The sequence below is a fragment of the Tenacibaculum tangerinum genome (assembly GCF_029853675.1).
GTDB classification, from domain to species: Bacteria; Bacteroidota; Bacteroidia; order Flavobacteriales; family Flavobacteriaceae; genus Polaribacter; species Polaribacter tangerinum_A.
Window position 1 is genome coordinate 3,121,626 of the sequence record NZ_CP122539.1, and the last position, 26,386, is coordinate 3,148,011.

At 32.6% G+C, this 26,386-nt stretch carries 32 protein-coding genes; 14 read left to right on the plus strand and 18 right to left on the minus strand.

The features are described from left to right. Positions 1 to 81: 81 nt before the first annotated feature. Entirely contained in the window at positions 82 to 975 is an 894-nt protein-coding gene (locus P8625_RS14055; protein WP_279650008.1) for an IS982 family transposase, read from the plus strand. Positions 976 to 1,344: 369 nt separating this feature from the next. Here P8625_RS14055 and P8625_RS14060 read toward each other — a convergent pair whose 3' ends face one another. The 8 genes from P8625_RS14060 to P8625_RS14095 form a co-directional block, all read right to left on the minus strand. Beyond that, on the minus strand, positions 1,345 to 1,533 hold the full coding sequence (locus P8625_RS14060; RefSeq protein WP_279651070.1) for a YgaP family membrane protein: 189 nt from the start codon (positions 1,531 to 1,533) through the stop codon (positions 1,345 to 1,347). Between the two features lie 29 nt (positions 1,534 to 1,562). Next, entirely contained in the window at positions 1,563 to 1,868 is a 306-nt protein-coding gene (locus P8625_RS14065) for a hypothetical protein (RefSeq protein ID WP_279651071.1), read from the minus strand. A 1-nt stretch (position 1,869) separates the two neighbouring features. Beyond that, positions 1,870 to 5,076 (minus strand): efflux RND transporter permease subunit, encoded by a 3,207-nt coding sequence (locus P8625_RS14070; RefSeq protein ID WP_279651072.1) that lies wholly within the window; start codon positions 5,074 to 5,076, stop codon positions 1,870 to 1,872. 193 nt (positions 5,077 to 5,269) lie between these two features. Beyond that, complete coding sequence (locus P8625_RS14075; RefSeq protein WP_279651073.1) at positions 5,270 to 6,343, minus strand: efflux RND transporter periplasmic adaptor subunit; 1,074 nt, start codon at positions 6,341 to 6,343, stop codon at positions 5,270 to 5,272. A 20-nt stretch (positions 6,344 to 6,363) separates the two neighbouring features. Continuing rightward, positions 6,364 to 7,671, minus strand: coding sequence for a TolC family protein (locus tag P8625_RS14080; RefSeq protein WP_279651074.1), 1,308 nt, complete (start codon positions 7,669 to 7,671; stop codon positions 6,364 to 6,366). Between the two features lie 118 nt (positions 7,672 to 7,789). Then, positions 7,790 to 8,086, minus strand: a complete 297-nt coding sequence (gene trxA, locus P8625_RS14085) for a thioredoxin (protein ID WP_279651075.1) — start codon at positions 8,084 to 8,086, stop codon at positions 7,790 to 7,792. 4 nt (positions 8,087 to 8,090) lie between these two features. Next, positions 8,091 to 9,074 carry a c-type heme family protein gene (locus P8625_RS14090; protein ID WP_279651076.1) on the minus strand — a complete coding sequence of 328 codons (984 nt, stop codon included), beginning with the start codon at positions 9,072 to 9,074 and terminating at the stop codon, positions 8,091 to 8,093. Positions 9,075 to 9,139: 65 nt separating this feature from the next. Beyond that, complete coding sequence (locus P8625_RS14095) at positions 9,140 to 9,772, minus strand: Crp/Fnr family transcriptional regulator (protein WP_279651077.1); 633 nt, start codon at positions 9,770 to 9,772, stop codon at positions 9,140 to 9,142. A gap of 148 nt (positions 9,773 to 9,920) precedes the next feature. On the opposite strand from P8625_RS14095, the gene P8625_RS14100 reads away from it, so the two are divergent. Beyond that, on the plus strand, positions 9,921 to 10,340 hold the full coding sequence (locus P8625_RS14100; RefSeq protein ID WP_279651078.1) for a CBS domain-containing protein: 420 nt from the start codon (positions 9,921 to 9,923) through the stop codon (positions 10,338 to 10,340). A 410-nt stretch (positions 10,341 to 10,750) separates the two neighbouring features. Beyond that, a complete protein-coding gene (locus P8625_RS14105; RefSeq protein ID WP_279651079.1) occupies positions 10,751 to 11,005 on the plus strand; it encodes a hypothetical protein in 255 nt (84 codons plus the stop codon). Here P8625_RS14105 and P8625_RS14110 read toward each other — a convergent pair. From P8625_RS14110 to pyrF, 3 genes are all read right to left on the minus strand, one after another. Beyond that, a complete protein-coding gene (locus tag P8625_RS14110; protein ID WP_279652971.1) occupies positions 10,988 to 11,761 on the minus strand; it encodes an ABC transporter substrate-binding protein in 774 nt (257 codons plus the stop codon). The two genes, P8625_RS14105 and P8625_RS14110, sit on opposite strands and share 18 nt — an antisense overlap. 3 nt (positions 11,762 to 11,764) lie before the next feature. Beyond that, entirely contained in the window at positions 11,765 to 13,009 is a 1,245-nt protein-coding gene (locus P8625_RS14115) for an aryl-sulfate sulfotransferase (RefSeq protein WP_279651080.1), read from the minus strand. A 68-nt stretch (positions 13,010 to 13,077) separates the two neighbouring features. Then, positions 13,078 to 13,893 carry an orotidine-5'-phosphate decarboxylase gene (gene pyrF, locus P8625_RS14120; RefSeq protein WP_279651081.1) on the minus strand — a complete coding sequence of 272 codons (816 nt, stop codon included), beginning with the start codon at positions 13,891 to 13,893 and terminating at the stop codon, positions 13,078 to 13,080. 63 nt (positions 13,894 to 13,956) lie between these two features. On the opposite strand from pyrF, the gene P8625_RS14125 reads away from it, so the two are divergent. The 9 genes from P8625_RS14125 to P8625_RS14165 all read left to right on the plus strand — a co-directional run bounded on the left by P8625_RS14125 (position 13,957) and on the right by P8625_RS14165 (position 19,434). Continuing rightward, complete coding sequence (locus P8625_RS14125) at positions 13,957 to 15,033, plus strand: ABC transporter permease (protein ID WP_279651082.1); 1,077 nt, start codon at positions 13,957 to 13,959, stop codon at positions 15,031 to 15,033. 1 nt (position 15,034) lies between these two features. Further along, complete coding sequence (locus P8625_RS14130) at positions 15,035 to 15,517, plus strand: TlpA family protein disulfide reductase (protein WP_279651083.1); 483 nt, start codon at positions 15,035 to 15,037, stop codon at positions 15,515 to 15,517. A gap of 1 nt (position 15,518) precedes the next feature. Beyond that, complete coding sequence (locus P8625_RS14135) at positions 15,519 to 16,013, plus strand: TlpA family protein disulfide reductase (protein ID WP_279651084.1); 495 nt, start codon at positions 15,519 to 15,521, stop codon at positions 16,011 to 16,013. Positions 16,014 to 16,056: 43 nt separating this feature from the next. Further along, a complete protein-coding gene (gene tpiA, locus P8625_RS14140) occupies positions 16,057 to 16,815 on the plus strand; it encodes a triose-phosphate isomerase (protein ID WP_279651085.1) in 759 nt (252 codons plus the stop codon). Next, positions 16,815 to 17,648 carry a 50S ribosomal protein L11 methyltransferase gene (prmA, locus tag P8625_RS14145; RefSeq protein WP_279651086.1) on the plus strand — a complete coding sequence of 278 codons (834 nt, stop codon included), beginning with the start codon at positions 16,815 to 16,817 and terminating at the stop codon, positions 17,646 to 17,648. The genes tpiA and prmA overlap by 1 nt, the downstream gene beginning before the upstream one ends. A gap of 5 nt (positions 17,649 to 17,653) precedes the next feature. Beyond that, a complete protein-coding gene (locus tag P8625_RS14150) occupies positions 17,654 to 17,929 on the plus strand; it encodes an ATP-dependent Clp protease adaptor ClpS (RefSeq protein WP_279651087.1) in 276 nt (91 codons plus the stop codon). Positions 17,930 to 17,931: 2 nt separating this feature from the next. Further along, positions 17,932 to 18,204 carry a hypothetical protein gene (locus tag P8625_RS14155; protein ID WP_279651088.1) on the plus strand — a complete coding sequence of 91 codons (273 nt, stop codon included), beginning with the start codon at positions 17,932 to 17,934 and terminating at the stop codon, positions 18,202 to 18,204. Between the two features lie 472 nt (positions 18,205 to 18,676). After that, a complete protein-coding gene (locus P8625_RS14160; protein ID WP_279651089.1) occupies positions 18,677 to 19,006 on the plus strand; it encodes a hypothetical protein in 330 nt (109 codons plus the stop codon). A gap of 2 nt (positions 19,007 to 19,008) precedes the next feature. Continuing rightward, the gene (locus tag P8625_RS14165) at positions 19,009 to 19,434 is read left to right on the plus strand and encodes a tellurite resistance TerB family protein (protein ID WP_279651090.1); all 426 of its coding nucleotides are present in this window, start codon (positions 19,009 to 19,011) and stop codon (positions 19,432 to 19,434) included. Positions 19,435 to 19,470: 36 nt separating this feature from the next. Here P8625_RS14165 and P8625_RS14170 read toward each other — a convergent pair whose 3' ends face one another. From P8625_RS14170 to P8625_RS14200, 7 genes are all read right to left on the minus strand, one after another. Further along, a complete protein-coding gene (locus P8625_RS14170) occupies positions 19,471 to 19,731 on the minus strand; it encodes a hypothetical protein (protein WP_279651091.1) in 261 nt (86 codons plus the stop codon). A gap of 21 nt (positions 19,732 to 19,752) precedes the next feature. Beyond that, positions 19,753 to 20,040, minus strand: a complete 288-nt coding sequence (locus tag P8625_RS14175) for a hypothetical protein (protein ID WP_279651092.1) — start codon at positions 20,038 to 20,040, stop codon at positions 19,753 to 19,755. 4 nt (positions 20,041 to 20,044) lie between these two features. After that, entirely contained in the window at positions 20,045 to 21,013 is a 969-nt protein-coding gene (locus P8625_RS14180) for a deoxyhypusine synthase family protein (RefSeq protein WP_279651093.1), read from the minus strand. A 10-nt stretch (positions 21,014 to 21,023) separates the two neighbouring features. Then, positions 21,024 to 21,797: an RMD1 family protein gene (locus P8625_RS14185; protein ID WP_279651094.1), complete on the minus strand. Its 774-nt coding sequence runs from the start codon at positions 21,795 to 21,797 to the stop codon at positions 21,024 to 21,026. A 7-nt stretch (positions 21,798 to 21,804) separates the two neighbouring features. After that, positions 21,805 to 22,743 (minus strand): agmatinase, encoded by a 939-nt coding sequence (speB, locus tag P8625_RS14190; protein ID WP_279651095.1) that lies wholly within the window; start codon positions 22,741 to 22,743, stop codon positions 21,805 to 21,807. 13 nt (positions 22,744 to 22,756) lie between these two features. Beyond that, positions 22,757 to 24,148 (minus strand): arginine decarboxylase, encoded by a 1,392-nt coding sequence (locus P8625_RS14195; protein WP_279651096.1) that lies wholly within the window; start codon positions 24,146 to 24,148, stop codon positions 22,757 to 22,759. 395 nt (positions 24,149 to 24,543) lie between these two features. Further along, entirely contained in the window at positions 24,544 to 25,071 is a 528-nt protein-coding gene (locus P8625_RS14200) for a mechanosensitive ion channel domain-containing protein (RefSeq protein WP_279651097.1), read from the minus strand. A 95-nt stretch (positions 25,072 to 25,166) separates the two neighbouring features. Between P8625_RS14200 and P8625_RS14205 the strand changes: the two genes are divergently transcribed. Next, positions 25,167 to 26,000, plus strand: a complete 834-nt coding sequence (locus P8625_RS14205; protein ID WP_279651098.1) for a universal stress protein — start codon at positions 25,167 to 25,169, stop codon at positions 25,998 to 26,000. A 2-nt stretch (positions 26,001 to 26,002) separates the two neighbouring features. Further along, positions 26,003 to 26,380 (plus strand): hypothetical protein, encoded by a 378-nt coding sequence (locus P8625_RS14210; RefSeq protein WP_279651099.1) that lies wholly within the window; start codon positions 26,003 to 26,005, stop codon positions 26,378 to 26,380. The last annotated feature ends 6 nt before the right edge of the window (positions 26,381 to 26,386 follow it).

Sequence of the window (26,386 nt, forward strand, 5' to 3'; positions counted from 1 at the left end):
GTTTTTTAATTACACGAAAAAAAGCGAAAAATTTAGTAAAGTAAAGTGCTGATTTTTAATTGTATAACTAAATTTTCCACTATGATTTCTGATTTTAAAATTACTGAATTTTTCTGTTTAATTGATGATTTTTGTACCGAAATTAATCAAGTTATTGATAAAAATGCTTTAGAAACCTGTTCAAAGATAGTTAGACGAAGAAAGCCTAAACTCACCCAAAGTGAAATAATCACAATTATGGTGCTTTTCCATTTTAGTGGTTTTAGGTGTTTTAAACACTTTTATATCGAATATGTTAGCAAACACTTGTCAAAAGAATTTCCAGATTTAGTTTCCTATAACCGATTTGTAGAATTGAAAAAGCGTTGTTCAGTGCCTATGATACTGTTTCTTCAAATGCACTGTTTAGGTCAATGTACAGGGATCTCCTTTTTAGATTCTACCACTATTAAAGTATGTCATTATAAAAGAGAAAAGCAGAACAAAGTTTTTAAAAACACCGCAAAAAAAGGGAAAGGAACCATGGGGTGGTTCTTTGGTTTTAAACTTCATATTATTATCAATGAAAAGGGCGATATCGTTGACTTTTTAATTACGCAAGGTAATATAGATGACAGGCAACCACTTAAAGATAAAGCCTTTCATAATCGTGTGTTCGGAAAAATATTTGCCGACAGAGGGTATGTAGGTAAAGAACTGTTTGAACAGCTTTTTGTAGATGGAATACATTTGGTTACAAAAATTAGAAAGAATATGAAAAATACTCTTATGCATATCTATGATAAAATTATGCTTAGAAAAAGGGCTGTTATTGAAAGTGTGAATGATATTTTGAAAAACGTATGTCAAATAGAGCACACAAGACACAGAAGCTTCGATAACTTTATCTTAAATTTAGTCGCAGGGTTAATCGCTTATTCGTTTTATCCAACTAAACCTAATATCAATATCGATAACTTACAAAGAATAGGATAAACTATCCCGAACTCACGTTAAACTATATATCCCTAAACTGTGCACAAACTAACACCGTAAAATGTCACTATAAGAAGCTGGAAAACTCATTCGTAAAGAATATGAATTAGACGATGATTTAGATACGTTATTTAGATTGAGTGCCAATGTAGGTGAAAAATAAATTGCTAAGTTTCTACCAGTATTACAGTGCATATAAGAATACTATGCCAGCAAGACTGGCATAGAAAAAAATAGTGTATCAATTGTTTAGTATGAATGAAACTTTAAAAGCAAGTATGAGTCATTGGAAGAACACTTTTAAATGTGCCTCAGAGGTTAAAATATTAAAGTGAACCCTATGGGTATCCTAAACTCACATTAAATAGGTTACTCTTTTACCTTAAAAACCTTGGTTAAAATATCATCAAGTAAACACCATTTGGTTAACGATGATTGTAATAAGTTAGCACCAACAAAAGCAGTAAACCACAACCAATTGATATTTACTTTAATAGCTAAGATTAAACTGATGAGGATAAATGCTCCTGCAATACCACGTACAATTCTATTTTTCATGGGGTTTGTCTTTTAAAGATTAATAATGATTAAATATGTTTTTCTACAGGAACTACAATAGCTCGAATAGGATTATTGGTTTCTAAATTTGTATTGAATTTTGTAACTAATTTAAAGAACACTTCAATTTTTTCAGGTTCAGTAAATGAAAAGTACATATAAGAGCTTGTTGCTCTTTCATTGCCAGAAAACCAATCGTTTACCGAAACTACAGGGAAAGAGTTTCGAAACCCTTCAATATCTGAAGCACTAAAATTATTGATTCCTGCTTCTTTTAAGAGTTGAATAACTTCATTTTGTAGCCCTTCAACCACGGTTATAATTAATAACTTCATGTTAGTTATAGTTTTTACGTTCAATTAAATAATATACGAGCGGTACTACGAGTAATGTAAGCACGGTGGCAGTAATAGTACCTCCCATTAAAGAAATAGCCAATCCTTGAAAAATAGGATCAAATAAAATAACAAAAGCACCAATAACTACGGTACCAGCAGTTAATAAAATAGGCGTGGTACGAACGGCTCCCGCTTCAATAACCGCCTGTTTTAAAGGAATTCCTTCTGCCAAGCGTAAGTTAACGAAGTCAATAAGTAAGACGGAGTTTCGCACCATAATTCCAGCCAAAGCAATCATTCCTATAAAAGAAGTTGCGGTAAAATAAGCATCTAGCATCCAGTGACCTAAAATAATTCCGACCATAGACAGCGGTATGGCAACCATCATTACTATCGGAGCTTTAAAGTTTTGAAACCATCCAACAATTAGCATATAAATAATAATAATTACTCCTAAAAAGGCAATTCCTAAATCTCTAAAAACTTCCAAAGTAATTTGCCACTCACCATCCCATTTCACGGTGTAATGATCTTCAAAATCGGGTTGTTTAATATACAGTTCATTCATTTCGTACCCCGCTGGAAGTGCAATTTGTTTTAATTGCTCTTCCATACCTAAAATAGCATAGGCAGGACTTTCTAGCTCACCAGCCATGTCAGCCATTACATATACCACGCGTTTTTGGTTTTTTCTATAAATACTCTTGGCACTATTTTTTTCTTCAATTCGAACCAAATCACTTATTGAAACCATGTTGCCATGTTGTGAGGTAATTTGTAACTGAGCGATATCGGCTATGGTAGATTTTTCTTTTTCGTCTAAGGTAAATACAATGCCTACTTGCTGGGAAGCATTTTCATCATACAAGGTTGAAACAGGATTGTTAGACAATGCCATGTGTAAGGTATAAGCAATTTGTTGAGGTGCTACACCGTACAGCATTGCTTTTTCTTTATCAATTACCAATTCGTATTCGGTTTGGTTATCTTCAACCATCCAATCAATATCCACCACATCTTCTGTGTTATGTAAAATGTTTTGTACCTCGTTGGCAATGGCTATTTGCTGTTCGTAATCAGGGCCATATACCTCTGCCACAATGGTTGATAGTACAGGAGGACCTGGCGGAACTTCTACTAATTTTACATTTGCATTAAACGGTTTGGCAATATTTTGAATCTCTGAGCGCATAGACTTGGCGATGTCATGGCTTTGCTCACTTCGCTCTTTTTTATCGACTAAATTTACCTGAATATCTGCCATATTACTTCCACCACGTAAATCGTAATGACGCACCAATCCGTTAAACGTAATAGGCGCAGAAGTACCAACATAACTTTGGTAATTCACTACTTCTGACCTAGTTGCTAAGTACTGGGCTATTTCTTTTGTAACTGCATTAGTACGTTCTAAGGTCGACCCCTCAGGCATATCAATTACTACCTGAAATTCATTTTTATTATCAAAAGGCAACATTTTTACAGCAACCGATTTGGTAAAAAATAACGACATAGAGCCTACCAATAATAGTATCGTAATTCCTAAGAACACCCAACGTTTGGTTTTATTTTCAATAAGCGGACGCTCAAAACGCTCATACAATTTGTAAATTGACGTGCTTTGCATGGCTTTGGTTTCATCTTCTTCAAATTGCTCTTTGCTACCTTTTTTGTCTTTTTCACGTAAGAAGATATATCCTAAATAAGGGGTAATGGTTAATGCTACAAATAATGATAAAATCATGGCAATAGAAGCACCAATAGGCATCGGACTCATATAAGGTCCCATTAAACCAGACACAAATGCCATTGGCAATACCGAAGCAATAACGGTAAAGGTTGCCAATATGGTAGGATTTCCAACCTCGTTAATAGCATACAAAGCGGCTTGTTTAAACGGTAGTCGCCTCATTTTAAAGTGTCTATGCATGTTTTCGGCGATAATGATAGAATCATCTACCACAATACCTGTTACAAATACCAAGGCGAATAGGGTAATTCTGTTTAAGGTATAATCTAGCATGTAGTAACTTAACAAGGTAAGTGCAAAGGTAATGGGTACCGATAAGAATACAACCAATCCACCACGCCAGCCCATAGCTAGCATTACCACCAAAGTTACTGCGATAATTGCACCGATAAGGTGTAGTAGCAACTCAGATACTTTTTGTGAAGCCGTTTCACCATAATTACGCGTAACTTCTACATGTACATCATCAGGAATTAAGTTACTACGTAAATGATTAACCTTGGCTAAAATTACATCGGCAATTTGCATCGCATCTGCCCCTTTTCGCTTGGCTACCGAGATAGTTACTGCGGGGTATTCCGATGGGTAGGTGCTAGCATTATCACTCGCTTTTCCGTATCCAAAACTTACATAGTTTTTTGGAATTTCAGGACCGTCTATAACTTTGGCTACTTGTTTTAGGTAAATGGGTTGATTTTGCTGTACTCCAACAATCAGATTTTTTACTTCTTCGGAAGTTTGTAAAAACTTACCTGTTGAAACTAAAAATTCGGTATCGTTTTTTTGGTAGCTACCAGCACTTATTTGTTGGTTACTTGCCTTTAGCATTTCGGTAACTGATAAGAAATCCAATCCGCTAGCGGCCAGCTTATCTTTGTCAATTACCACACGAACCTCACGGTTTCTACCTCCAATTTTTTGAGTAACTGCCACATCGTTTACCTTTTCAATTTCGTTGGTAAGTTCCTGTGCGAGTTGCTTTAACTGGTAATCATCATAGGTTTCACTCCATAATGTTAAACCTAACATAGGAACATCGTCAATCGCACGTGTTTTTACCAAAGGCATGGTTACTCCTTTCGGCATTTGATCCATGTGCTTATTAATCTCGTTGTATAGCTTTACAAACGAACGTTCAATGTCTTCGCCTACATAAAACTGAACAATTACCATTCCTTGCTCTTTCATAGAAGTAGAGTATACGTATTCTACACCTTTAATGTTAGAAATGAGCTTCTCTAAAGGTTTAATTACCCGTGATTCTACCTCGGTAGGGCTAGCCCCTGGATATCCTACAAAAATATCAGCCATAGGCACATCAATTTGTGGCTCTTCCTCTCTAGGGATTAAAAAAGAGCTATATACGCCAATGACCATAAACACTACCATTAATAAAATGGTGAGTTTAGAGCCGATAAATCCTTTGGCTATTTTTCCTGCTAAACCTTCTTTCATTTTGATTTATATTTTTTTGGGCGTTTTAACGGGCTATTCGCTATATCTTTTTACTTGTTCTCGTATCCTTCGACTTCGCTCAGTACACTCGAACTAACGTAAAAAGGATGCCGCTTCTATCCCTAACGCAACTTTTAACTGTGATTTATAATTTTAGTTTACAACTAACTGTACATTGTTTATTACTAACTGTTTACTGTACACTGATTTTCGCTCCGTTGTAAAGTTTTCCTTCTGAAGAAATGATATAGCTTTCGCCAGCATTCAACCCCGATAATATTTCAACATCACTGCCAAAAGTTCTTCCTAAGCGCAACCAACGTAGCAAAGCAGTATTGCTTTGACTTACCGTATAAATGCCTAATAATTGTCCTTTATGTACCAAAGCCTCAGTAGGAACTAAAACCATAGCATTGCTTTGGGGTGTTTTCTCTACAGGGAATTGCACCGTAGCAAACATTCCTGATAAGAGTGGTACGTCTGTTTTATCCAAGTTAATTTTAACTTGGTATTGTCCGCCTGTGTTTTTTGCTGAAGTACTTACTTCTGATACCGTACCTGTAACTGTTTTGTTGATGGATTTTATTAAAACATCCACCTTGGTGTTGCTCTTAATTTGAGCAATATCGTTTTCAGCCACTAGGGTAGTGACTTCAAATCCACCTTTTCCTTCTAATGACAAAAGTGGCATCCCAGGATTTGCCATAGCACCTTTATCGATAAATTTGTTAGTTACTACTCCAGAAAAGGGTGCTCTAATATTGGTGTATGCAAATTGAGAGTTAATTTCATTTCTTAGTTGTTTTGCCGCTTCTAAGTTTGCTTTGGCTATGTTATAGTGTGCCGAGATATCATCAAACTCTTTTTGAGAGGCACTGTTTTGTTTAAATAAGTTTTTAAAACGATTGTAATCTTTTTCGGCACTTGAAAATCCCGCTTTAGCTTTGATAATATTGGCTTCTACTTGGGCTTTTTTAGCTTGTAAATCGCTGTTATTAATAGCAAGTAAAAGCTGACCCTTGGTTACGTTATCACCAACTTTTACATATATATTGGTTACATAGCCCATCATACGAGTACTTAACTCAGCACTATTGGTAGCAGTTACCTTACCACTAGAGGTTACAAACGGATGGTTGTTATTAGGTGTTACTTTAGCAACCTTTACGGTAACTGCTGGCGAGCTATCGAGTTTGTCAGTTGTTTCTTTTTTGCCACAGCTTATCATTAAAAGAGATAAAAGAGCAATGGTATAGATGGTTTTCATGTATTTGTTTTTAAGGTTGATTATTCTTTGGTTAAAAAATCTAAATAAGCTTTGGTGTAGTTATATTGATATACGGTTTGGTAATATTCTAATTGTTTTTGAGCGTATTGGGTTTCAGTCATTAGCAAATCAGATGTTTTTTCTAGTCCTTCTTTATATCTGTTTTTTCTGATTCTTAGCGCTTCTTCTGATTGATGAAGCGCCAATTCAGTTAATTTCAAGCGTTCTTTTGCATCTGCCAATAACCTTTTTGTATTGTTTAATTCTAGCTCACTTTTAGATTTGTACTGCTCGTATGCTAGCTTCGATTTTTCGTACTGAGCTTTGCTTTTTTGAACTTTTCCGTAACGTTTTGAGCCTTTAAAAACGTCCCAAGTTAACTGCGCGCCTATTACATACCCACTAGCATCAGTACTAAAAAGAGCATCATCATACAATTCGTAACTACCAAAAGCATTTAGGCGAGGTAGAAAATCCATTTTATTAGCCTTATACATTTTTTGATGGGCTTCAGAAGCTAACTCCATGGCTTTAATATCTGAACGGTTCTTAGAAAGAACAACATCAGAGGACTGATTTGTTAGCGTTACTTGTAAACTATCTGCAGGGATAAAAACCGTGTTTTGTGCTTCATTCATTAAAAAAGAAAGGTAATTAGAAGCATTTTTTATAGTACTTTTTGCGGTTTGCAATTGGTTTTTTACTTCGGTAACTCGAACCTCTACTGCTAAAACATCGGCACGTTGTAAATACCCTTGCTTAAAGTTGTTTTCTGCCATTTGTTGATTAGATTCTGCTGCTTTTAAGGCTTTCTCTAATACGATAACTCCTTTATGAGCCAACTGCAATTGCATATAAGCTTTTTCAACTTCAAGCGATAAAAATTCTTGTGTACGTTGTGTTTGTAGGGTAGTAGCTTCCATTTTTGTTTTGGCAGCCTTGCGTTGAAAAATACCATCTAGATTCACTAAAGGTTGTTGTATTTCAATTTTAGTGGCAAAATTTTGTGTTCGCTTAGGGTTGTTTAACAAATCGGGGTTAAAATCGGCTTGCGTTAAAATTTCTTGATTTAACTTACTTCCAAATGCCATTAATGGATTAGTAGTTACAATTCCTGTATGAGAGGCAGTTATATTAGGTAAGAAAATCGCATTGGTTTGCGTATAATCGGCCTTAGCTTCTTCATAGTTTTGTGCTGCTATTTTTAGAGAAGTATTGTGCTTTTGAACTTTTTGCAATACTTCTTCTTTTGAAATTTTAGTTTGCGCTTGGGAGCTAGCGACAATACATAGGGTAACTATAAGTATATTGAAATAAGGTATTTTCATTTGTATGATTTTATAAAGACAAAAGTAGAGGCATATTAGGGAGTAGTCAGTAACTAATGTTACAATGAAAAAAAGCATCTTTTTACAGATGCTTTTAATTTGGGGAGAATGATACGTTTTAGGTATGTTGATTAATAGTTTGAATCATATCATTTTTGTACAACATTCCTGATTGCCTCCACAGCAACTTACCTTCTTTAAAAAGCATGAATGTGGGCACGCCTCTAATTTGATATTTTGTAGCTATTTGTGGATTCTTGTCAACATCTATTTTTAGAATGGTAATTTTTTCAGCTAACTCTTGTTTTACTTCTTTTAAAATAGGTGCCATCATTTTACAAGGTCCACACCATTCGGCGAAAAAATCAATTAAAACGGGTTTGTCGCCTTTTATTATTTCAGAAAAATTTCCCATAATATTAGTTTTTAAAGGTAATACTCCAGATTCCTCTTACTTGATTTGTGTCGTACCCTTGTGCTTTATCGGTAGGATATAGGCGAGCCAATTCTTGTAATGTTTCAGTTTTTATTTGTGTATTCGGAGCTCCATGACATTGCAAACACATCTTATTGGTGATGATTGGATAGTAAAATTTAGTGCCTTTTTCTATTTGTTTGGTTACAGGTTCAATACTTCCGTTATTATGTACCACTCTTTTGTATTCTTCAATGATGTTTAGTTCTTCGGCATTGGCCATGTTTTGTGGGTTTCTTGGTTTATCTGAAACTCTTTGTATAGTAGCTTTAAACCTTGTAGCCATACTATCGGTTAATGTGTAAGCATTTTGATTACAAAACTTTAACGCGTTTATAGTACCACTGTTTTGAATGGTTCCCATTAAGTTTTTACCCAATAGTTTTTTAGTTTCCATGGCATAGTGCATTCCTATTTCTTCAGGAGTCTTGGCGGTTTTTTCTAAACTTACTTTTTTGCCAGAATTGATGTACGCTTTTCCTTTTTTAGACTCCCAATGTTCCTTAAACCAGGTTGGTTCTTCAATTTGATAATTGTATAAATAAGAAGCAATCTTCTTTAGATCAGTGTCGTTAAATTTCTGATATGGCATTACACCAAATTTTCTTACAGCACCCTTCATTTTAGCTTTTTCTTTAGTTGGGTTTTGTAAAAACTGGAGAAAGTCATTCGTAAAATCTTCCTCAGAAGTGCCTTCGTCAATATAATGTGTTTTAATAGCAATCATTGGCGGAGCTACTCTTTCTTCGTGTGGTGTGGTAGGGTTATGACACACAAAACAATGAGTTTCTAAAAGTTTTTTACCCTCTGGAATCATCACTTTTTTTACTGAAATATCTTCAGTATTTTTCTTGGAATCATCACTCTTTTGACTTTGATTACAGCCATAAAAGTATAGAATACTAAGTAAGAGTATAAGTTTTTTCATCGTTCGAAAATTTGATATAAAGATAGAACGATTCTCTTATAAAAATTGTAACACAAGTTACAGTTTTATAACTCTAAGACTTTTATTTGATTTCGATTTAACGCTATTTTATGTTGTTTTTCAAGTGCTTTTAAAAGTCTAGATACCACCACTCTAGATGTATGTAAATCGTTTGCTATTTGCTGATGTGTAACATTTATTACTTCATTTTGATTTACAAAAGCCTTATCTTTTAAATATTTAAAGAGGCGTTGATCCATATTTAAAAAAGCAATTGTGTCAATAGCTTCAATAAATTCTTGTAGCCTGCTATGATAACTGTACAAAATAAACTCTTGCCAACTTTTATACTTGCTTAACCATTCACTCATCTTTTGTTTAGGAATCATGAGCAATTCAGTATCTGTTTCTGCGACAGCTTTTATCTGACTCTTCGTTTCTCCCATACAACACGATAAGGTCATCGCACAAGTATCACCTCGCTCAATATAATACAAAACCAAATCATCCCCTTCTTTATCTTCTCGCAATATTTTTATTGCACCACTTAGTAGTAAGGGAATAGAGGTAATGTAACTTCCTATATCAATAATTGTATCATTTGCTTGTATTTCTTTAAAGGTAGCAACATCAGTTATTTCTTGTAATAAAGCTTCTTCAAATAAAAAGCCGTAGTGTTTTTGTAAATTTTCTAACAAAATGAAATGTATTTTTTGTAAAAATAACTAAATATTTGCACATCTATGTAGTCATAAAATAGATTAAAGTCTATGACTTTAATCAGTTTTTGGTTATTATTTATTTCAGAAATTTGGGGATAGATAGAAACACAAACTATACCTTAAGATGAAAAAAAGAACACCAGTTTCAGTAATTATGACTAAAGATGTAATTACCTTGAGTAGTACAGACGATTTAGTAACTGCAGAGCGATTGTTTAAAAGAGAAAATATAAGACACATTCCTGTATTGATAGAAAATGAAATTAAAGGAATGTTAAGTTATACAGATTTACTTAGAATTAGTTTTGCCGATGCTATTTATGAAGATGAATCAGATGTAGATACTGTAGTGTATAACATGTTTACTATTAATCAGGTAATGGCGAAAAATTTAACTACAGTAAGTTCTACAACTACCATAAAAGAAGTTGCTGAAATTTTAACAAAAAAAGAGTTTCATGCATTACCAGTAGTTGATAATGGTGAACTGGTAGGTATTGTAACTACTACAGATTTAATTTACTATTTGTTAGAACAGTTTTAGCATAAGAACACTTATTGGTGTTTTTATTAAGGAATAAAATTTTACTCTTATTACTTTTTTTCGATAGATTTATTTGAATGTATAGAACCACCGTCTTAGACGGTGGTCATTTTTTAGGCTTACTATGTAAAAACGAACTGTAAAAAATTAAGACACGTAGATTACAAGTGAGACAATCACCTTGTTTTTATGTAAAAATTCTGTTTTTGTGTTCTAGAAGAAAAGTTAAATTGTTTGATAGAACATAATCTACAGTGATTTATAGCTGTAAAATAGTAGAAATCATAGAGCAGTACAGCTATTTTAAGAGGTGTTAGCTATTTCTGAAAAGACTAAATATTATCTAGAAGGAATTGTAATTATATAAGTTTTAAGTTTTTTTTGTGTTTCTAAAGTTAGAAATAATTTTATTGGTATCACATTCAAATAATTATGTATATTTATATGGTCGTTTAACCAAATTTAATATGTCAAGAATTAATCAGTTACGAAAGTATAAAAAACATTTAGAAGAAAGGTATCGTAGTTTGGTTGAGACGGCTAATGATTATAAATACGAAGATGAGTGTAAAAGTGATCGCTCTGCATTCAAAGCAATGAAAATATTGGAAAAGCTAAATAGAATTAAATATTTAGATGAAGATGTGTCAAATACAGTTATGTAATTGTTTGAAGTAATCAAAAGCTGTTAGAAGTCTACTACCATACCAAGAAAAGTATTCGCCATCTATCAAGATTGCCACAGTTGGTTTTATATATGTATTTACTTCTTTAATGTGTTTTTCTTTGAAAGGAAAAGGCTCAGAAGAGAGTAAGACTAACTCTGGTTTTTTGTGTTGTAGTTTCTCAATATCTATCTCAGGATAACGTTCTTTATTGCTATATACGTTTTCAAATTTGTTCAACTCTAGTAGATGATTGATAAACGTATTATTTGCTGCTACCATCCAAGGATTTTTCCATATAAAATAGGCCACTTTTTTAGGAGGGATATTTTTTACATAATTTTTAAAATCGATTATTTTAGCATCTAATTCGCTAATCATTTTAAAAGCCGTTTCTTTTCTAGAGAAAAAACTCCCGTATAAAACGATTAACTCTTTTGCATCAGTAAGCGTGCAGATATCAGAAATATGTGTAAAAGCTATGTTTTGGCAAGTTTCAACAATTTCTTTGGTGTTTTCTTCTTTATTGCATAAAATAATATCGGGTTGTAATTCTTTAATTTTTTCAACCTTTATATTCTTTGTGCCACCTACAATAGTTTTTGTTTTTAAGAGATGTTTTGGGTGCACACAAAACTTGGTAATTCCTACAATGTTATCTTCTAGTCCCAAATCAACAAGCAATTCTGTTTGACTTGGAACTAAAGAGATAATTCTTGTATGGTTTTTGTTAAAAACTAAGTTGTTAGGTTTGATAGTTTATTTAGTTAAGTTTTTAATAGCATCGCTATCGTATTCATAGGGGTATCCTCTCCAATAAAAGCCTCCTTTAACGTATTGCCAAACCAACTCTTTGTTTTTAGTGACTTCCCAATACCCGAAGTCGCCTTCTGTTATAATAGTATTTCCGTTTTTTGTTCTTTTAGCTCCAGAAACTTTAGCAGAATGAAGCGAAGGATCTGTATATGACCATACCACTGTTGGGTTGGTTTTAAAATCAAATGTAGCAGGAATTTCTAACTCGTAAACAACAGATTGTTTATCGTTATTTCCATTATTGAAAATCAATAAGTTTCCGGCACCAGGCAGTCCATCTTCAATAATGTTACAATGATGATTATTATGAAAAAGTCTTTGGTTAGTGCTTTCAAAAGCAGAAGGGTTACCAAACCTGTACACTAAATCACCTCCTTTATTATAGTTACCTCCCGTACTTGAAGCAGCTTCTTCTGTCGAAGTGCTGTGATCAATAACCCATACTTCATTGTAAAAATTAACACTAATAAAAATTAAATCATTTTTAGCATCATACTCAATAGCATTGGCATGCATAATATCACCGTGAGAAAAGTTGTTGTGATTTATATTAATTCGTTGCGGATTTTTAGAGATAGCACCAAAATTTTTCTTTGTGTTATCATGTTCTTGTATAATGTGATTCCAAGAACTCCATTTCCATACAATCTCATCAGTAATAGGGTTTATTTCAATGACTGATTCAATAAAAATATCATCATCGCCATTATAACCATTTTCAACAGCCATTTCTAGTGTTTTTCGTTCCCATAAGAGAGCGATAATATTTCCATTTGGCAGCATTTCGATATCATGATGGAGGTTATATTCGTTTGTAGAATACTCAAATTTCCATTCAATACTGCTGTCTGGATTTATAATTTGAATTTGCCCACCATATCCACCAAAATTTATAAAGTCATTATCTGTTTTTAAAAGAGCAAGAAGTTTTCCATTATCTTCTAAATGTATATCATTTCCTGTATTATGTGAAAAATTCCATTTATGGAAAACAGAACCGTCCTTTCTTATTATTGAGGCTTCATTAGTATTAGCTTGAGTAATCAATACTAAATCATCATTTAATTTATTTTTTTGGTATACTTTAATTTCATCTGTCACAGAGACTTCCTCTTCGGTTGGTGTTTCATCTTTTGTGCATGAGTATAAAGAAATTAAAAGGTAGAATAAAACTGTTAGCTTTTTCATAAGTAATGATTTTTTTTGTTTAAGTATATTTTAAAAAAGAAATTGAACTTTAATAGTTTATTTTGAAATTATAAATCGAGTATTTTTGCCATTTGCCGTTGTAACTCACGTGCTTTTTTAGTCGCAGCTTCTGCAAAATCATTACAGTTAGAAGCATAAATAATTCCACGAGAAGAGTTGATTAGCAAGCCTACAGTATCGGTCATTCCGTACTTGCAAACCTCCTCTAAACTCCCTCCTTGGGCACCAACTCCTGGAACTAATAAAAAACTATTAGGAATAATTTTTCTGATTGCTGCTAAATATTCAGCCTTAGTAGCCCCTACAACATACATTAAATTCTGAGAGTTTTTCCAAGTCTTAGAGGTTTCAATAACCTGTTTGTATAACTCTTTGTCATGAACAGTTTTCGTTTGAAAATCAAAAGCACCTTCGTTAGAAGTCAATGCCAACATAATGGTATGTTTGTCTTTAAAAGCTAAAAAAGGTTCTACAGAATCTTTTCCCATATACGGAGCGACCGTTACCGAGTCAAAAGCTAAATCTTCAAAAAAAGCCTTGGCATACATGGTTGAGGTATTGCCGATATCACCACGTTTAGCATCGGCAATTGTAAAAATTTCAGGATGTTTTTCGTTTAAGTAATCAATTGTTTTCTGAAGAGATTTCCAACCTTTAATTCCGTAAGCCTCATAAAAAGCAGTATTGGGTTTATAAGCGACACAAAGCTCATGCGTAGCATCAATAATGGCTTTGTTAAAGGCAAAAATAGGGTCTTCTTCTTGCAATAAATATGCTGGAATTTTGTTTAAATCAACATCCAAACCAATGCATAAAAACGATTTCTTTTTTTGAATTTCAGATACAAGTTGTTGTGTTGTCATGTGTTGTTGTAAAAGTTAAGCAAAAGTACATAAATTTAGCAGTTTCTGTTATCTTTGTTACATATGTTTCAGTATATCATTAACAAAGTTTTTTACGGATTTTTAACGCTGTTTGGGGTAGTTACGGTAATTTTTTTACTGTTTAATATTTTGCCTGGCGACCCAGCACGTATGATGTTAGACCAACGAGAAGATACCGAACAACTACAAAATATTCGAAAGAAATACGGATTCGATAAACCTGTATTTACACAGTACTTGTATTATTTGAACGATGTGTCTCCAGTATCTTTTCACAGTAAGAACAAAAACAATTATACCTTTTTGTCTGAAGGAAAATACAACGCACAACCCCTGTTTTCTATAGGAAATACAGAAGTGGTTCTCAAAACCCCTTATTTACGTCAATCCTTTCAAAAAAATGGAAAAAATGTTTCCGAAGTAATTCAAGAAACCTTGCCTAATACGGCTATTTTAGCGATAGTTGCTATAACCATAGCCTTGCTTTTAGGGATTGTATTAGGAGTTTTTTCTGCGTTGTTAAAAGATACCTTTTTCGATAGAGTCATAGCAGTCGTTAGTACTTTAGGTATGAGTGTTCCTTCGTTCTTTTCAGCCATATTGTTTGCTTGGTTGTTCGGATTTGTATTGCACAGATACACACATTTGGAAATGACGGGAAGTTTGTATGAAGTAGATGATTTTGGAGAAGGAACGTATATACAGTGGAAAAATTTGTTATTACCAGCAATAGTATTAGGAATTCGTCCGTTAGCTGTGGTAATTCAGTTAATGCGTAACTCATTGCTTGAAACGTTGAGTCAAGATTATATTCGAACAGCAAAGGCAAAGGGATTAACTATGTATCAGGTAATTCGAAAACATGCCTTAAAAAACTCGCTGAACCCAGTAATAACTGCAATTTCTGGATGGTTTGCTTCGATGTTGGCTGGAGCAGTTTTTGTAGAATATATTTTTAACTGGAACGGATTAGGAAAAGAAATAGTAAACTCACTAAATACGCTCGATTTACCCGTTATCATGGGAGCGGTTTTAGTAGTAGCGACCTTATTTATAATTATCAACATAGTGGTCGATGTTTTATATAGTTGGTTAGACCCAAGAATACGATTATCGTAGCATGAGAAATTTATATTTAATAATCGCTTTAGTTTTGTTGTCTGGTTGTGCTGTTTTTCAGCCCAAACAATTCACTGCTGCATCTTTGAATGAAGAATTGTTAACTTTAGAAAGAACCTCAATTTCATTTAAGGAAGTTTTAGAACAGAATAAAGGAAAGAAAACCTTTGTACAAATCTTTGCATCGTACTGCCCTTATAGCCAACGCAGTTTTGAAGATGTTTTGTTATTTCAGCAGAAGAATCCAGCACTTGAGTATGTTTTTTTATCGGTAGACCATTCATACCATGATTGGAAAAGAGGTTTGGAAAGTATTCCTGTAAAAGGACAACATTATTATATTCCAAAGAAAGGAAAAGGGGAACTAGGTGAGTTTTTAAAATTAAAAACGATTCCACGGTTTTTAATAATAGATGAAGAAGGAAAAATTAGCGTGTACAAATCATCAAAAGTGTCAGATAAACTCCACAACAAAGCACAGTAATATGAAGAAAATAGTTCTAGTAGTTTTTATAGGAATAAGCATGTTAGGATGCTCAAAAGAAAATCCAGGTCAGTTTTCAACAGAAGCTTTGGAGGATGTTTTTATTTCTTTGGAAGGGAAAGAAAGTACGTTCAATACAATTTTAGAAAAACACAAAGGCAAAAAAATAGTGATAGATGTTTGGGCTTCTTGGTGCCCAGATTGTTTAAAAAGCATTCCCGAAATACAAAAAATTCAAGGAGAATATAAAGAAGCAGCCTATGTTTTTTTATCCTTAGACAGAAACAAAACAGATTGGAAGAACGGTATCGAACGCTTAAAAATAGAAGGAGACCATTATTTTATGCAATCAGGTTGGGAAGGGAGTTTTGGTAAGTTTTTAGACTTAAATTGGATTCCGAGATTTTTAGTAGTTAATGAGAACGGAAAAATAATTGTTTTCAATGCAACAAAAGCCACCGATAATTTAATTCGTAAAAGCCTAGAAATAATGTAATTTTGCACACATATAATTAGTAACCAGAAAAAAAACAATAGACGTGAGACAAAAAATAGTAGCAGGTAACTGGAAAATGAATAAAAACCTTAGTGAAGCAAAAGAACTTATTAAGGAGATAAAGAAGGAAGTAAAAACAGGTTTAGAAGAAAATACCAGAGTAATTATTGCCCCAAGTTTTGTAAATCTACATAATGCAGTAAAAAAAACTAAAAAGTCAGCTATAGAAGTAGCAGCGCAAAATATGCACCAATCTAAAAATGGCGCTTTTACAGGAGAAATTTCTGCCGATATGTTAACAGGTTTAGGTGTTGGTATTATAATTCTAGGACACTCTGAGCGTAGAGAGTACTTTGGAGAAACCGATGAGCTATTGGCTCAAAAGGTAGCAGCTGCTTTAGAAAATGAGTTAGAGGTTATTTTTTGTTTTGGAGAACTATTAGAAGATAGAAAATCTGAAAATCATTTTACAATTGTTGAAAATCAGCTTAAAAAAGCATTATTTCATCTAAAAGCAGAAGATTTTAAACATATTATTTTGGCTTATGAGCCTGTTTGGGCGATTGGAACAGGAGAAACAGCATCGCCAGAACAAGCGCAAGAAATGCATGCTTTTGTAAGAGAACTGTTTACCAAAGCGTATGGAGCTGAAACAGCCGATGCTATTTCAATTTTATATGGGGGTAGCGTGAAACCAGCAAATGCAAAAGAAATTTTTTCTAAGCCAGATGTCGATGGAGGCTTAATTGGTGGAGCAGCCCTAAAAGCAGAGGATTTTGCAGCAATCGTTAAATCAATTTAATGGATAATATTTATATAGAATATACTTTTAAAACAAGTCCTAAAGAACCCACAACCGAAATCTTAATAGCTGAGTTAGGGGGCGTAGGATTTGAAAGTTTTGTAGAAAATGAAGATGGAGTGGTTGCGTATATTCAAAAAAATGACTGGACTCCTACTATTTTAGAGGATGTATTTGTATTAAATTCTAAAGAATTTTCTATTCAATACGAGCATAAAGAAATTGAACAAACAAACTGGAATGCAGAATGGGAAAAAAACTTTAACCCCATTCAGGTCGATAATTTAGTAAGTATTAGAGCGCCATTTCATGAAAATCCGAATTTACCATACGATATAGTTATCGAACCCAAAATGAGTTTTGGTACAGGGCATCATGAAACCACACACATGATGGTACAACACTTGCTAAATATAGATGTAACTGGTAAAAAAGTGCTCGATATGGGGTGTGGAACAGGAATTTTAGCAATTTTTGCTGAAATGAAAGGGGCGCAACCTATTGATGCTATTGATATTGATAGTTGGTGTTACGAAAATTCGATAGAAAATGTTAAGAGGAATAGGTGCAAACATATTTCAGTGTACGAAGGAGATGCAGCGCTTTTAGAAGGAAAAAAATACGATATTATCATAGCAAATATTAATCGCAATATTTTGTTAAATGACATGCAAACCTATACAAGTTGTTTAAACGAAAAAGGAGTATTATTATTAAGTGGATTTTACAGTGAAGATATCCCAGTAATTGATAATGAGGTTTCTAAATATGGTTTAACATTAAAAAATACCATAAAAAGAAATAATTGGGTAGCTTTGCAATATCAAAAATAAAACAAATGAGTACGATAGAAAAAATTCAAGAAGAGCTTGATGTTTTATTAAATGAAACAAGAAAGCACGAAATTGTTTTGCACAATGATGATGTAAATACCTTTGACTTTGTAATTGATAGTCTTGTAACAGTGTGTGACCATACTTTAGAGCAAGCAGAACAATGTACTATGTTAGTACATTATAAAGGAAAGTGTTCGGTTAAAACAGGAGAATACAAAGATTTAGAACCTAGATGCACTAAATTATTAGAGTTAGGTTTATCAGCAGAGATTGTGTAAGAATGGAAAACGTTTTTAAGTATTACGAATTTTCAGCATTTTTTAAAGACAATTCTGGTACATTTCAGGGAGATGAAATTAGTTTTTCAGAATTAAATGAGCAGCATTTTTTAATTTTTGAAAAAAATAAGTCAACATATAATTTATATATTTCAAAATATACATCAAAAGAATATATAGGTAAAGAACCTCCAGAAATACTAGAGTTATTGGTTAGTAACTACGATAAATCGATACCAGAACACCGAATAATTTTAAAAAAATATTTGTATTAAAAAAACTCAAAAAAAAACTTTTTTGAGTTTTTTTTTGCCGTTACGTGACCAAATAAAAAATAGTGTGTCTTAATAGTGTAGACAAAAATAAAGAAGTTATAAAATATACCCCTTTTAAAAACAAAACTTCTCTTTGACAGTTACAATTGAAAGGAGAAGTTTTTACAGGGTTAAAAATAGTAGTAGTTAGTTTTTATACTAAGTTTGGTTAGACGAAAAGGCCTTAAGTGAAAGCTTAAGGTCTTTTTTAATTGTTTATTTTTTAACTAAAAAATATTAGAATCCTGTAAAAAAAGAATGAAAAATAATGTATCATTATGTAGGTAGAATAGTAATGACAAAAGCCTATGTAATATCATTTTCTTTAAATACCACGAGCATCGCTAAAAGCTAGTTTTTGCTAAAAGAGGCTTGGACTTGTTGTGGTTAATTTCCAAGATAAGAAGTTTGTTGATTAAAAATTTTAAAGAAGATGAAATACACAATTGTAAAAACTGTTTTTATATTATTTGTTGGAGTAAGTTTCGCTCTAACTACGAAGCAAAATAAATTTATTGACCCTATAAAAATTGTTGCAACTTTTCAAGGTTACGACGAGTATGGTTATACTTTTTCATTTGAAAACGAAGAGGGCGATGAAGACGTAATTACCTTTGAAACAATATCAGAAGAACTATTAAAAGTACATAATTTACAAGATGATACTTTTATAGGTGAGGTGTTTGAAATTACGTATGACTTCAAAGTGTTAGACGATGAAGTTGAAACCCCTGTACTTCAATCAATAAAAAAGATAGAATAATTATGAGTATTGTAGATTTATACGAGTCGAGTAACCACAGAAATAATATAGCACATTTTAGTGCTATTGTTAATTTAGCTACCATTGATGGTGATTTGAATGATGATGAGAAAAAATTGGTAAACAGGTTTGCAAGAAAGTTAGATATAACCGAAGCAGAATATAAAGAAATAACAAAAAATTCTAAAAAATACCCTGTAGTACCTCAAGCAAAAACAGATGATAGATTAGAGCGTTTGCTTGATTTATTTAAAATAATTTATTCAGATCATGAAATAGATGAGACTGAGTTGAAATTAATTTTAAGGTATGCGATTCAGCTTGGTTTTTCACAACAAAAGGCAGAGGAGATTATTGCTAAAACCACACGAATTTTTAGTGGTAAAATTGATTTAGACGAGTATAAATTGATACTGAATATCTTATAAAAAGTAAAATCCCATTCTTCTCAGAATGGGATTTTTTTAAAGCAACTGTAAATTTTCTAGCTTAAAAATTACAAGATCTTCATCATCTAAATCGTCAAAAATTTCTTTATAAGTAATTTCAAAATTTTTGTTTTTGTATGTTGATGATTTCAAATCCCAATGCTCAAGATTTTTTTTATTGATTTGTTCAAAATCAATAATGTCTCCGTTTTCTAGTTCAAAAACATAATAGCCGTTTGTGTATCCTTGATAAACGCCGACTAATGTAACTGTTTGTTGTGAGTTATAATAAGCCATGGTTTACATACAATTTACTATTTATTCTTTATCAAAATCATCTGTTATTTCTATTTCATCAAAAGTATCATCGTCACCGTCATCACTATCATCACCATCATAATCTTCCATGGTTTGTTGTAACTGAGAACTTATTTTTACTAAAAAAAGAGTGTCTTCAGTATTTACTTCTACAGCTTTTACTGTTTCTCCTTTACTATTTTTAAAGGAAATAATGTCTGAATGATCGTACCCGTCAGGATACCTCTCTACCAATAAATCTAAAATATCGGTAGTTAACTTAGCATAGTCTACAATAACTCTTTTCATAAGGTTACATTTTTAATAAATAAGCAAATATTAACGGAGCAACAATCGTTGCATCACTTTCTATAATAAACTTAGGAGTGTCAATATCTAGTTTTCCCCAAGTAATTTTCTCGTTCGGAACTGCTCCTGAGTACGAACCATAACTGGTGGTAGAATCTGAAATTTGACAGAAATAACTCCAAAACGGAGTGTCTTCTCTTTCTAAATCTTGGTATAACATGGGCACTACACAAATTGGGAAATCTCCAGCGATTCCTCCTCCAATTTGGAAAAATCCGATCCCATTTTCTGAGTTTTCAGTATACCAATCTGCTAAGAATGTCATGTATTCGATTCCTGATTTTACAGTAGAAGCTTTTAACTCTCCTTTTACTATATAGGAAGCAAAAATATTTCCCATAGTACTATCTTCCCATCCTGGAACAACAATAGGCAAGTTTTTTTCTGCTGCGGCATACATCCAAGAGTCTTTCAAATCGATTTCGTAATATTCTTCTAAAACTCCAGAAAGTAACAGTTTGTACATAAATTCGTGCGGAAAATAACGTTCACCAGCTTCTTCGGCATCTTTCCAAATCTTGAAAATATGCTTTTGCAAGCGTCTAAACGCCTCTTCTTCAGGAATGCAGGTGTCGGTAACGCGATTTAACCCTTTTAATAACAAGTCCCACTCGTCTTGTGGAGTTAAATCACGATAGTTTGGCACTCTTTTATAGTGTGAGTGGGCTACCAGATTCATAATGTCTTCTTCAAGATTGGCTCCTGTACACGAAATAATATGTACTTTATCTTGACGAATCATTTCAGCAAAAATTTTCCCTAACTCTGCTGTACTCATAGCACCAGCCAATGATACTAACATTTTAGAGCCTTGCTCTAGTTGTGCTTCATACCCTTTGGCAGCATCTACCAACGCTGCAGCATTAAAGTGTAAGAAGTATTTTTCTATAAAATTAGTTATAGGTTTGTTCATTGTATGTTTTTTAAATTAATTTTTCAACAATAACTTGTATCACTTCAAAGAGGATTAAAATAATAATAATCCACTCTAACATGCTACTATATTTGTGCTGTAGTATATCGTTGAACAAATCTAAATTTTCTTTAATTACATTTAAACTATTTTCAATTCCTTGATGACGTTTTACGATGTCTAATTCATCTTTTAACTTGTAATCTAAATCAGACAAATCTTTGTTATTCCAAGCGACATCTGGTGAGTCAAAAACAAACAGATTTTCAGCAATGTTGTTTTTTAAATTCATGGTTTTACCAATGAATTTTCTCATTTGAATTTTAGAAAGTTTAAAACTTCCTGTTTTTTCTAATTGCTTTGAATACACTAAAGTTTTGTCGTGTAAATCAGATGTTTTATTTACATAATTCATCAATGCTACCGATTGTGCTAGGTTTAGCATAATGATATGTGCCACATCATCGTTTAATTCTTTAATTTGAATAGTTCCAAAGTCAACTTCAATCGTTTCAGAAAAAGAGATTTGGTACTTTTCTGAAGGTAAATTATTGATAACTGACTTTTCTTTGTTGATTAAAAAACGAACAGTTTGATGTATGAAATCATCTGCACAGTTCATAAAAACAACACTTCCGTAATCTTTTATATAAATATACGAGTTGTTTGTAATTTTATATAGCAAAAAAGAATGTTCTCTTTTTATTAGCTCATACGATTCAAACTGTGAGCGAATAGCACCAAGTGCTATTCGTTTTTCAAGATGATATGCAATTGTTTGCAAGTACATTTTAATAATCGTCGTCGTCGCTTTTAAACTTTGCTAATTTGTTAAATGGAGAGTTTTCGTCATCATCGTAATCTTCTTCATCTTCCATGGTAGAAGAGAATTTATAACTCAGCATTTTATAGTATAATTTAGCAGCTAAAAAGTCTGATGATTTCTCATTTTCATTAGGGCATAGCTCTACAATATCAAAACCAACGACATTTCTTTGGGTAAAAACTCTTCTTAAAAACTCTAAGGTTTCGTAGTAAAATAACCCTCCTGGTTCTGGTGTTCCTGTACTTGGCAATAGTGATGGGTCGATAGCATCTAAATCAAACGTGATAAAAACATTACCAGTTAATTGGTCGATAACTTCATCCATCCAATATTCATTTACTGCCATATCGTGTGCAAAAAAGACTTTGTCTGTGTTCATAGAAGACTTTTCTGATATGTCCATACTACGAATACCTACTTGTACTAAATTGGTCGTTTGACTTGCTTCATATACAGCACAAGCATGGTTGCATGAACTACCTTCGTATTCTTTGCGTAAATCGGCATGCGCATCGATATGTAACACTGTTAAGTTGTTAAAACATTCGTTAAAAGCACGGATAGTACCGATAGAAATAGAATGTTCTCCACCAAAAAGTGTTACAAACTTATTTTTGTTAATGTATTTTTTAGTTGCTGTATGTACTGCTTCTACCATAGCTTCAGGAGAAGCGTTTTCTGTAACAGCATCGGCTAAATAAATTCCTTCTTTATATACTTCGCTATCGGTTTCTATATCGTATAATTCCATATTTTCAGAGGCATCTAAAAATGCATCTGGACCTTTGTCAGCTCCTTTTTGCCAAGTACTAGTTCCGTCGTAAGGAACTGGAATTAATACTACTTTGGCGTTTTCTAATTTTGCGTATTGGTCAGGTATTCCTGCGTAGTTTCTTTTTTTCATGTTAATGTTTTTACTAGTATCCTAAAATTGATAATAACTCTTCGCTTTTTTGTTGTTCTTTAAATAATTTAGTGGTTAAATCACCATTTTCGTTTTTGTCAATTAATATATGTTTCGGGGTTGGTATTAAACAGTGTTGTAATCCGCCAAAACCACCTATAGTTTCTTGATAAGCACCTGTGTTAAAAAAACCGATGTATAGCGGACTCTCTTTTTCGTATACAGGTAAGTAAATTCCGTTTATATGCTGCTCTGAGTTGTAGTAGTCATCACTATCACAAGTTAAACCGCCTAATAAAACGCGTTCGTATCGATGATTCCATTTGTTAAGAGGAAGCATGATAAAACGTTTGTTAATCGCCCAAGAATCGGGTAAGGTGGTAATGAAAGATGAGTTAATCATATTCCATTTTTCACGATCGTTTTGTTTTTTTTGGTATAGTACTTCATAGACAGCCCCTCCTGATTCACCTACGGTAAAACTACCAAATTCAGTAAAAATATTAGGAACCTCTACACCAGCTTCTTTACAAGCTAGGTTTATTTGGTTAATAATTTCATCGACCATATACGCATAGTCGTAATCAAATGCTAGAGAGTTTTTAATAGGAAAGCCTCCGCCAATATTTAAGCTGTCTAAACTAGGGCATACTTCTTTAAGTTTGGTATATACTCGTAGACATTTTGATAGCTCATTCCAGTAATAAGCATTGTCTCTAATACCTGTATTGATAAAGAAGTGTAACATCTTCAATTCTACTTGCGGATTGTTGGCAATTTCACGTTCGTAGAAAGATACAATATTTTTGTAACCAATTCCTAAGCGACTGGTATAAAATTCAAACTTAGGTTCTTCTTCAGAAGCGATGCGAATTCCTACATTAAATTTACTTCTAGTTTCATCTAGCAGTAGATTCAATTCCTCATAATTGTCTATTATAGGGATGCAATTTGTGTGTCCGCCATCAATTAAGCTCACGATATTGGCAATGTATTGGTCGCGTTTAAAACCGTTACACAATACATAAGCATCGTCGCTTAGTTTTCCTTCTTTTTTTAATGATTTTACAATATCAATATCAAAAGCAGACGATGTTTCAATGTGGATGTCATTTTTTAAAGCTTCGTCTAACACATATTTAAAGTGCGAGCTTTTAGTACAGTAGCTGTAGTTGTATACACCTTGATAGTTGTGCTTTTTTATAGCTTCGTTGAACCAGTTTTTAGCCCTGTTTATATTTTCTGATATTTTAGGTAAGTAGGTGAATTTTAACGGAGCTCCGTATTGCTTCACCAATTCCATCATATCGATGTCGTGAAAAAATAAATTATTGTTTACTGTATGAAATTCCTCTTGCGGAAAATCAAATGTTTGTTCTATTAAGTCTTTATATTTAGTATTCATTATTATTTTAGTTGAATCTGTATGTTCGATACAGAAAATCATTCAGTAGTTAAGGTGTGTGCCAAAACTTTTAAATAAGATGTATAACAAGCTTTGTCGGATTGTAACAAAGTGTTAAAACCAAAATAAATGGAATAGTCAGACTCTTAAAGCTAAACAATCACCGCACTGTTTATAAAAATTCAGTGGTAGAGAGTATTGAGAGTAGGAAGAAACCTTAATTTTTCGGTTGTGTTTCTCAAACACTAAATAACTTACTATCTTCCTGTAAAAGCTATTGCCGAAATAAGTAAAACATAACATTTTGACTTATATAATAAGATGAGGTAAATGTAAACTATTTTTTAATACCACAAACTTTTTTTTATTTTTTTAAAAAATTAACTTACAGCTGTTTAGCTATTTTTTTGTTTCTTTATTAACTCAATTCCTTTATACAAAATAATGGTGTTTGGTATGGTAATTTCTCTTTTTTCATCAGGCATATATAACAAAACATAAAAGCCAGTTATGTTTTTAACGGTACCTTGCAAGTCGAAATCTTTATCTATAATTTTTATGGTGTCACCTATGCGCATAGGATGATAAAAAAATAAAATAATACTCGCTGTTAGATTGGATAAAATAGACCATTGCGCAAAAAAACCAACTCCCAACACGGCAAGTATTGAAGATGCAAAAACAATCACCTCTTTAAAATTGATACCAAAAATAATTAATGAAATAAAGAGAGCTAGGGTATAATATAAAAAGTAACTGAGGTTCAAGATTAATTTTCTCCTATGAGGCTCAATAGCATTTTTTACAATATACGATCGCGTAAGCTTTTTAGTAAGATGAATTAAAAAAAACAGTACAATTATTAAAAGTAAGAATTGTAAAAATGGACTGTAGATAGAGAATTCTGAAAAACGATTTTTCATTATAGTTTTTTTAATACAAATATACTTTTGGTTTTGTAAATACAATCTCAAAATAAAAAATTATATTTGGTAGAAAACCATAATTATACATCATTATGAAAAATATTTTAATACCCTATAATTTTTCTGGAGCAGCAATCAATGCGTTGAATTATACAAAACAACTGTTTAAAGAAGTTGAGGTAAATATTTGCCTACTAAACGTATATGTAAGTCAGCCCTCAGAAATGTTAAGTGATGAAGAAAATGAGAAGTGGTTTAATGAAATGGATAATGAAATTGAAGAGGAATTGAAGTATTTAATTGACGTTTTAAAAAGAGAAGGTGCTAATTTTAATTACGATTATGTTGTAGCGTCTAATTCATTAACCAAAGCAGTAAAGAATACAGTAAGAGAAAAGAATATTGATGTTATTATTGCAGGTACCAAAGGGGCAAAGGGTTTAGCTGAAACATTTATTGGTACCAATGCCATGAAAATAATTAATACAATTAATGAATGTCCAATATTGGTGGTGCCCATGCATTACAAGTACAAACCATTACACCAAATAGTATTCTCTACTAATTTTAAAAGAAAATTTACAATAAAAGAGTTACAATTCTTAATTAATTTATGCGTGCTTAAAAAGTGTATGCTGGAGGTTGTAAGTTTGTCAGAAGAAAATTTTTTGTCTGAAAACCAGCAGCGAAATAAAGTCAAGTTAAGAGAGTTGTTACAAGAGTTGAATGTTGTGTATGAAAAGTTAGACTGGAAAGATTCTGAAACAATAACACTAGAAGAACATATAGAAGAAACAGAAAGTGAGTTGTTGGTTTTAATAAATCATAAGCACAATTTTTTTAATCGTTTGTTAGATGAAAACGTGCTAAAAAAATCGGCATTTCACAGTAAAATACCTATATTGATCTTGCCTGAAATAGTGTAATTATGAAGTTTACAGAAGAATTTTATAAAAGTATAGCGAACCTGTTTTATGCAGTTTCTATGGCCGATAAAAACATGAGTATAGAAGAAAAAAAGAGCATTGTTAAAAGAGTACAGCTCAATTGGGCTGCTTCAGAAAATAAATCAGACAGCGAATTAATTTATGAAACGCTAAGAGCGTTGATTCGAGAAAAAACAACGTCGAAAGAGGCTTATCAAAATTTTAAAACATACTATGTAACGCATCAAGAGGAGTTTTCTAAAAAAATAATTCACGATTTAGTAGCCGCATCACATGAAATTGCAGGCTCTTTTGCAAGAAAAAACAAGTCAGAGCTTATTATTCTGGCAAGATTACACAAATTATTTAAACTTGTATAAGTAGCA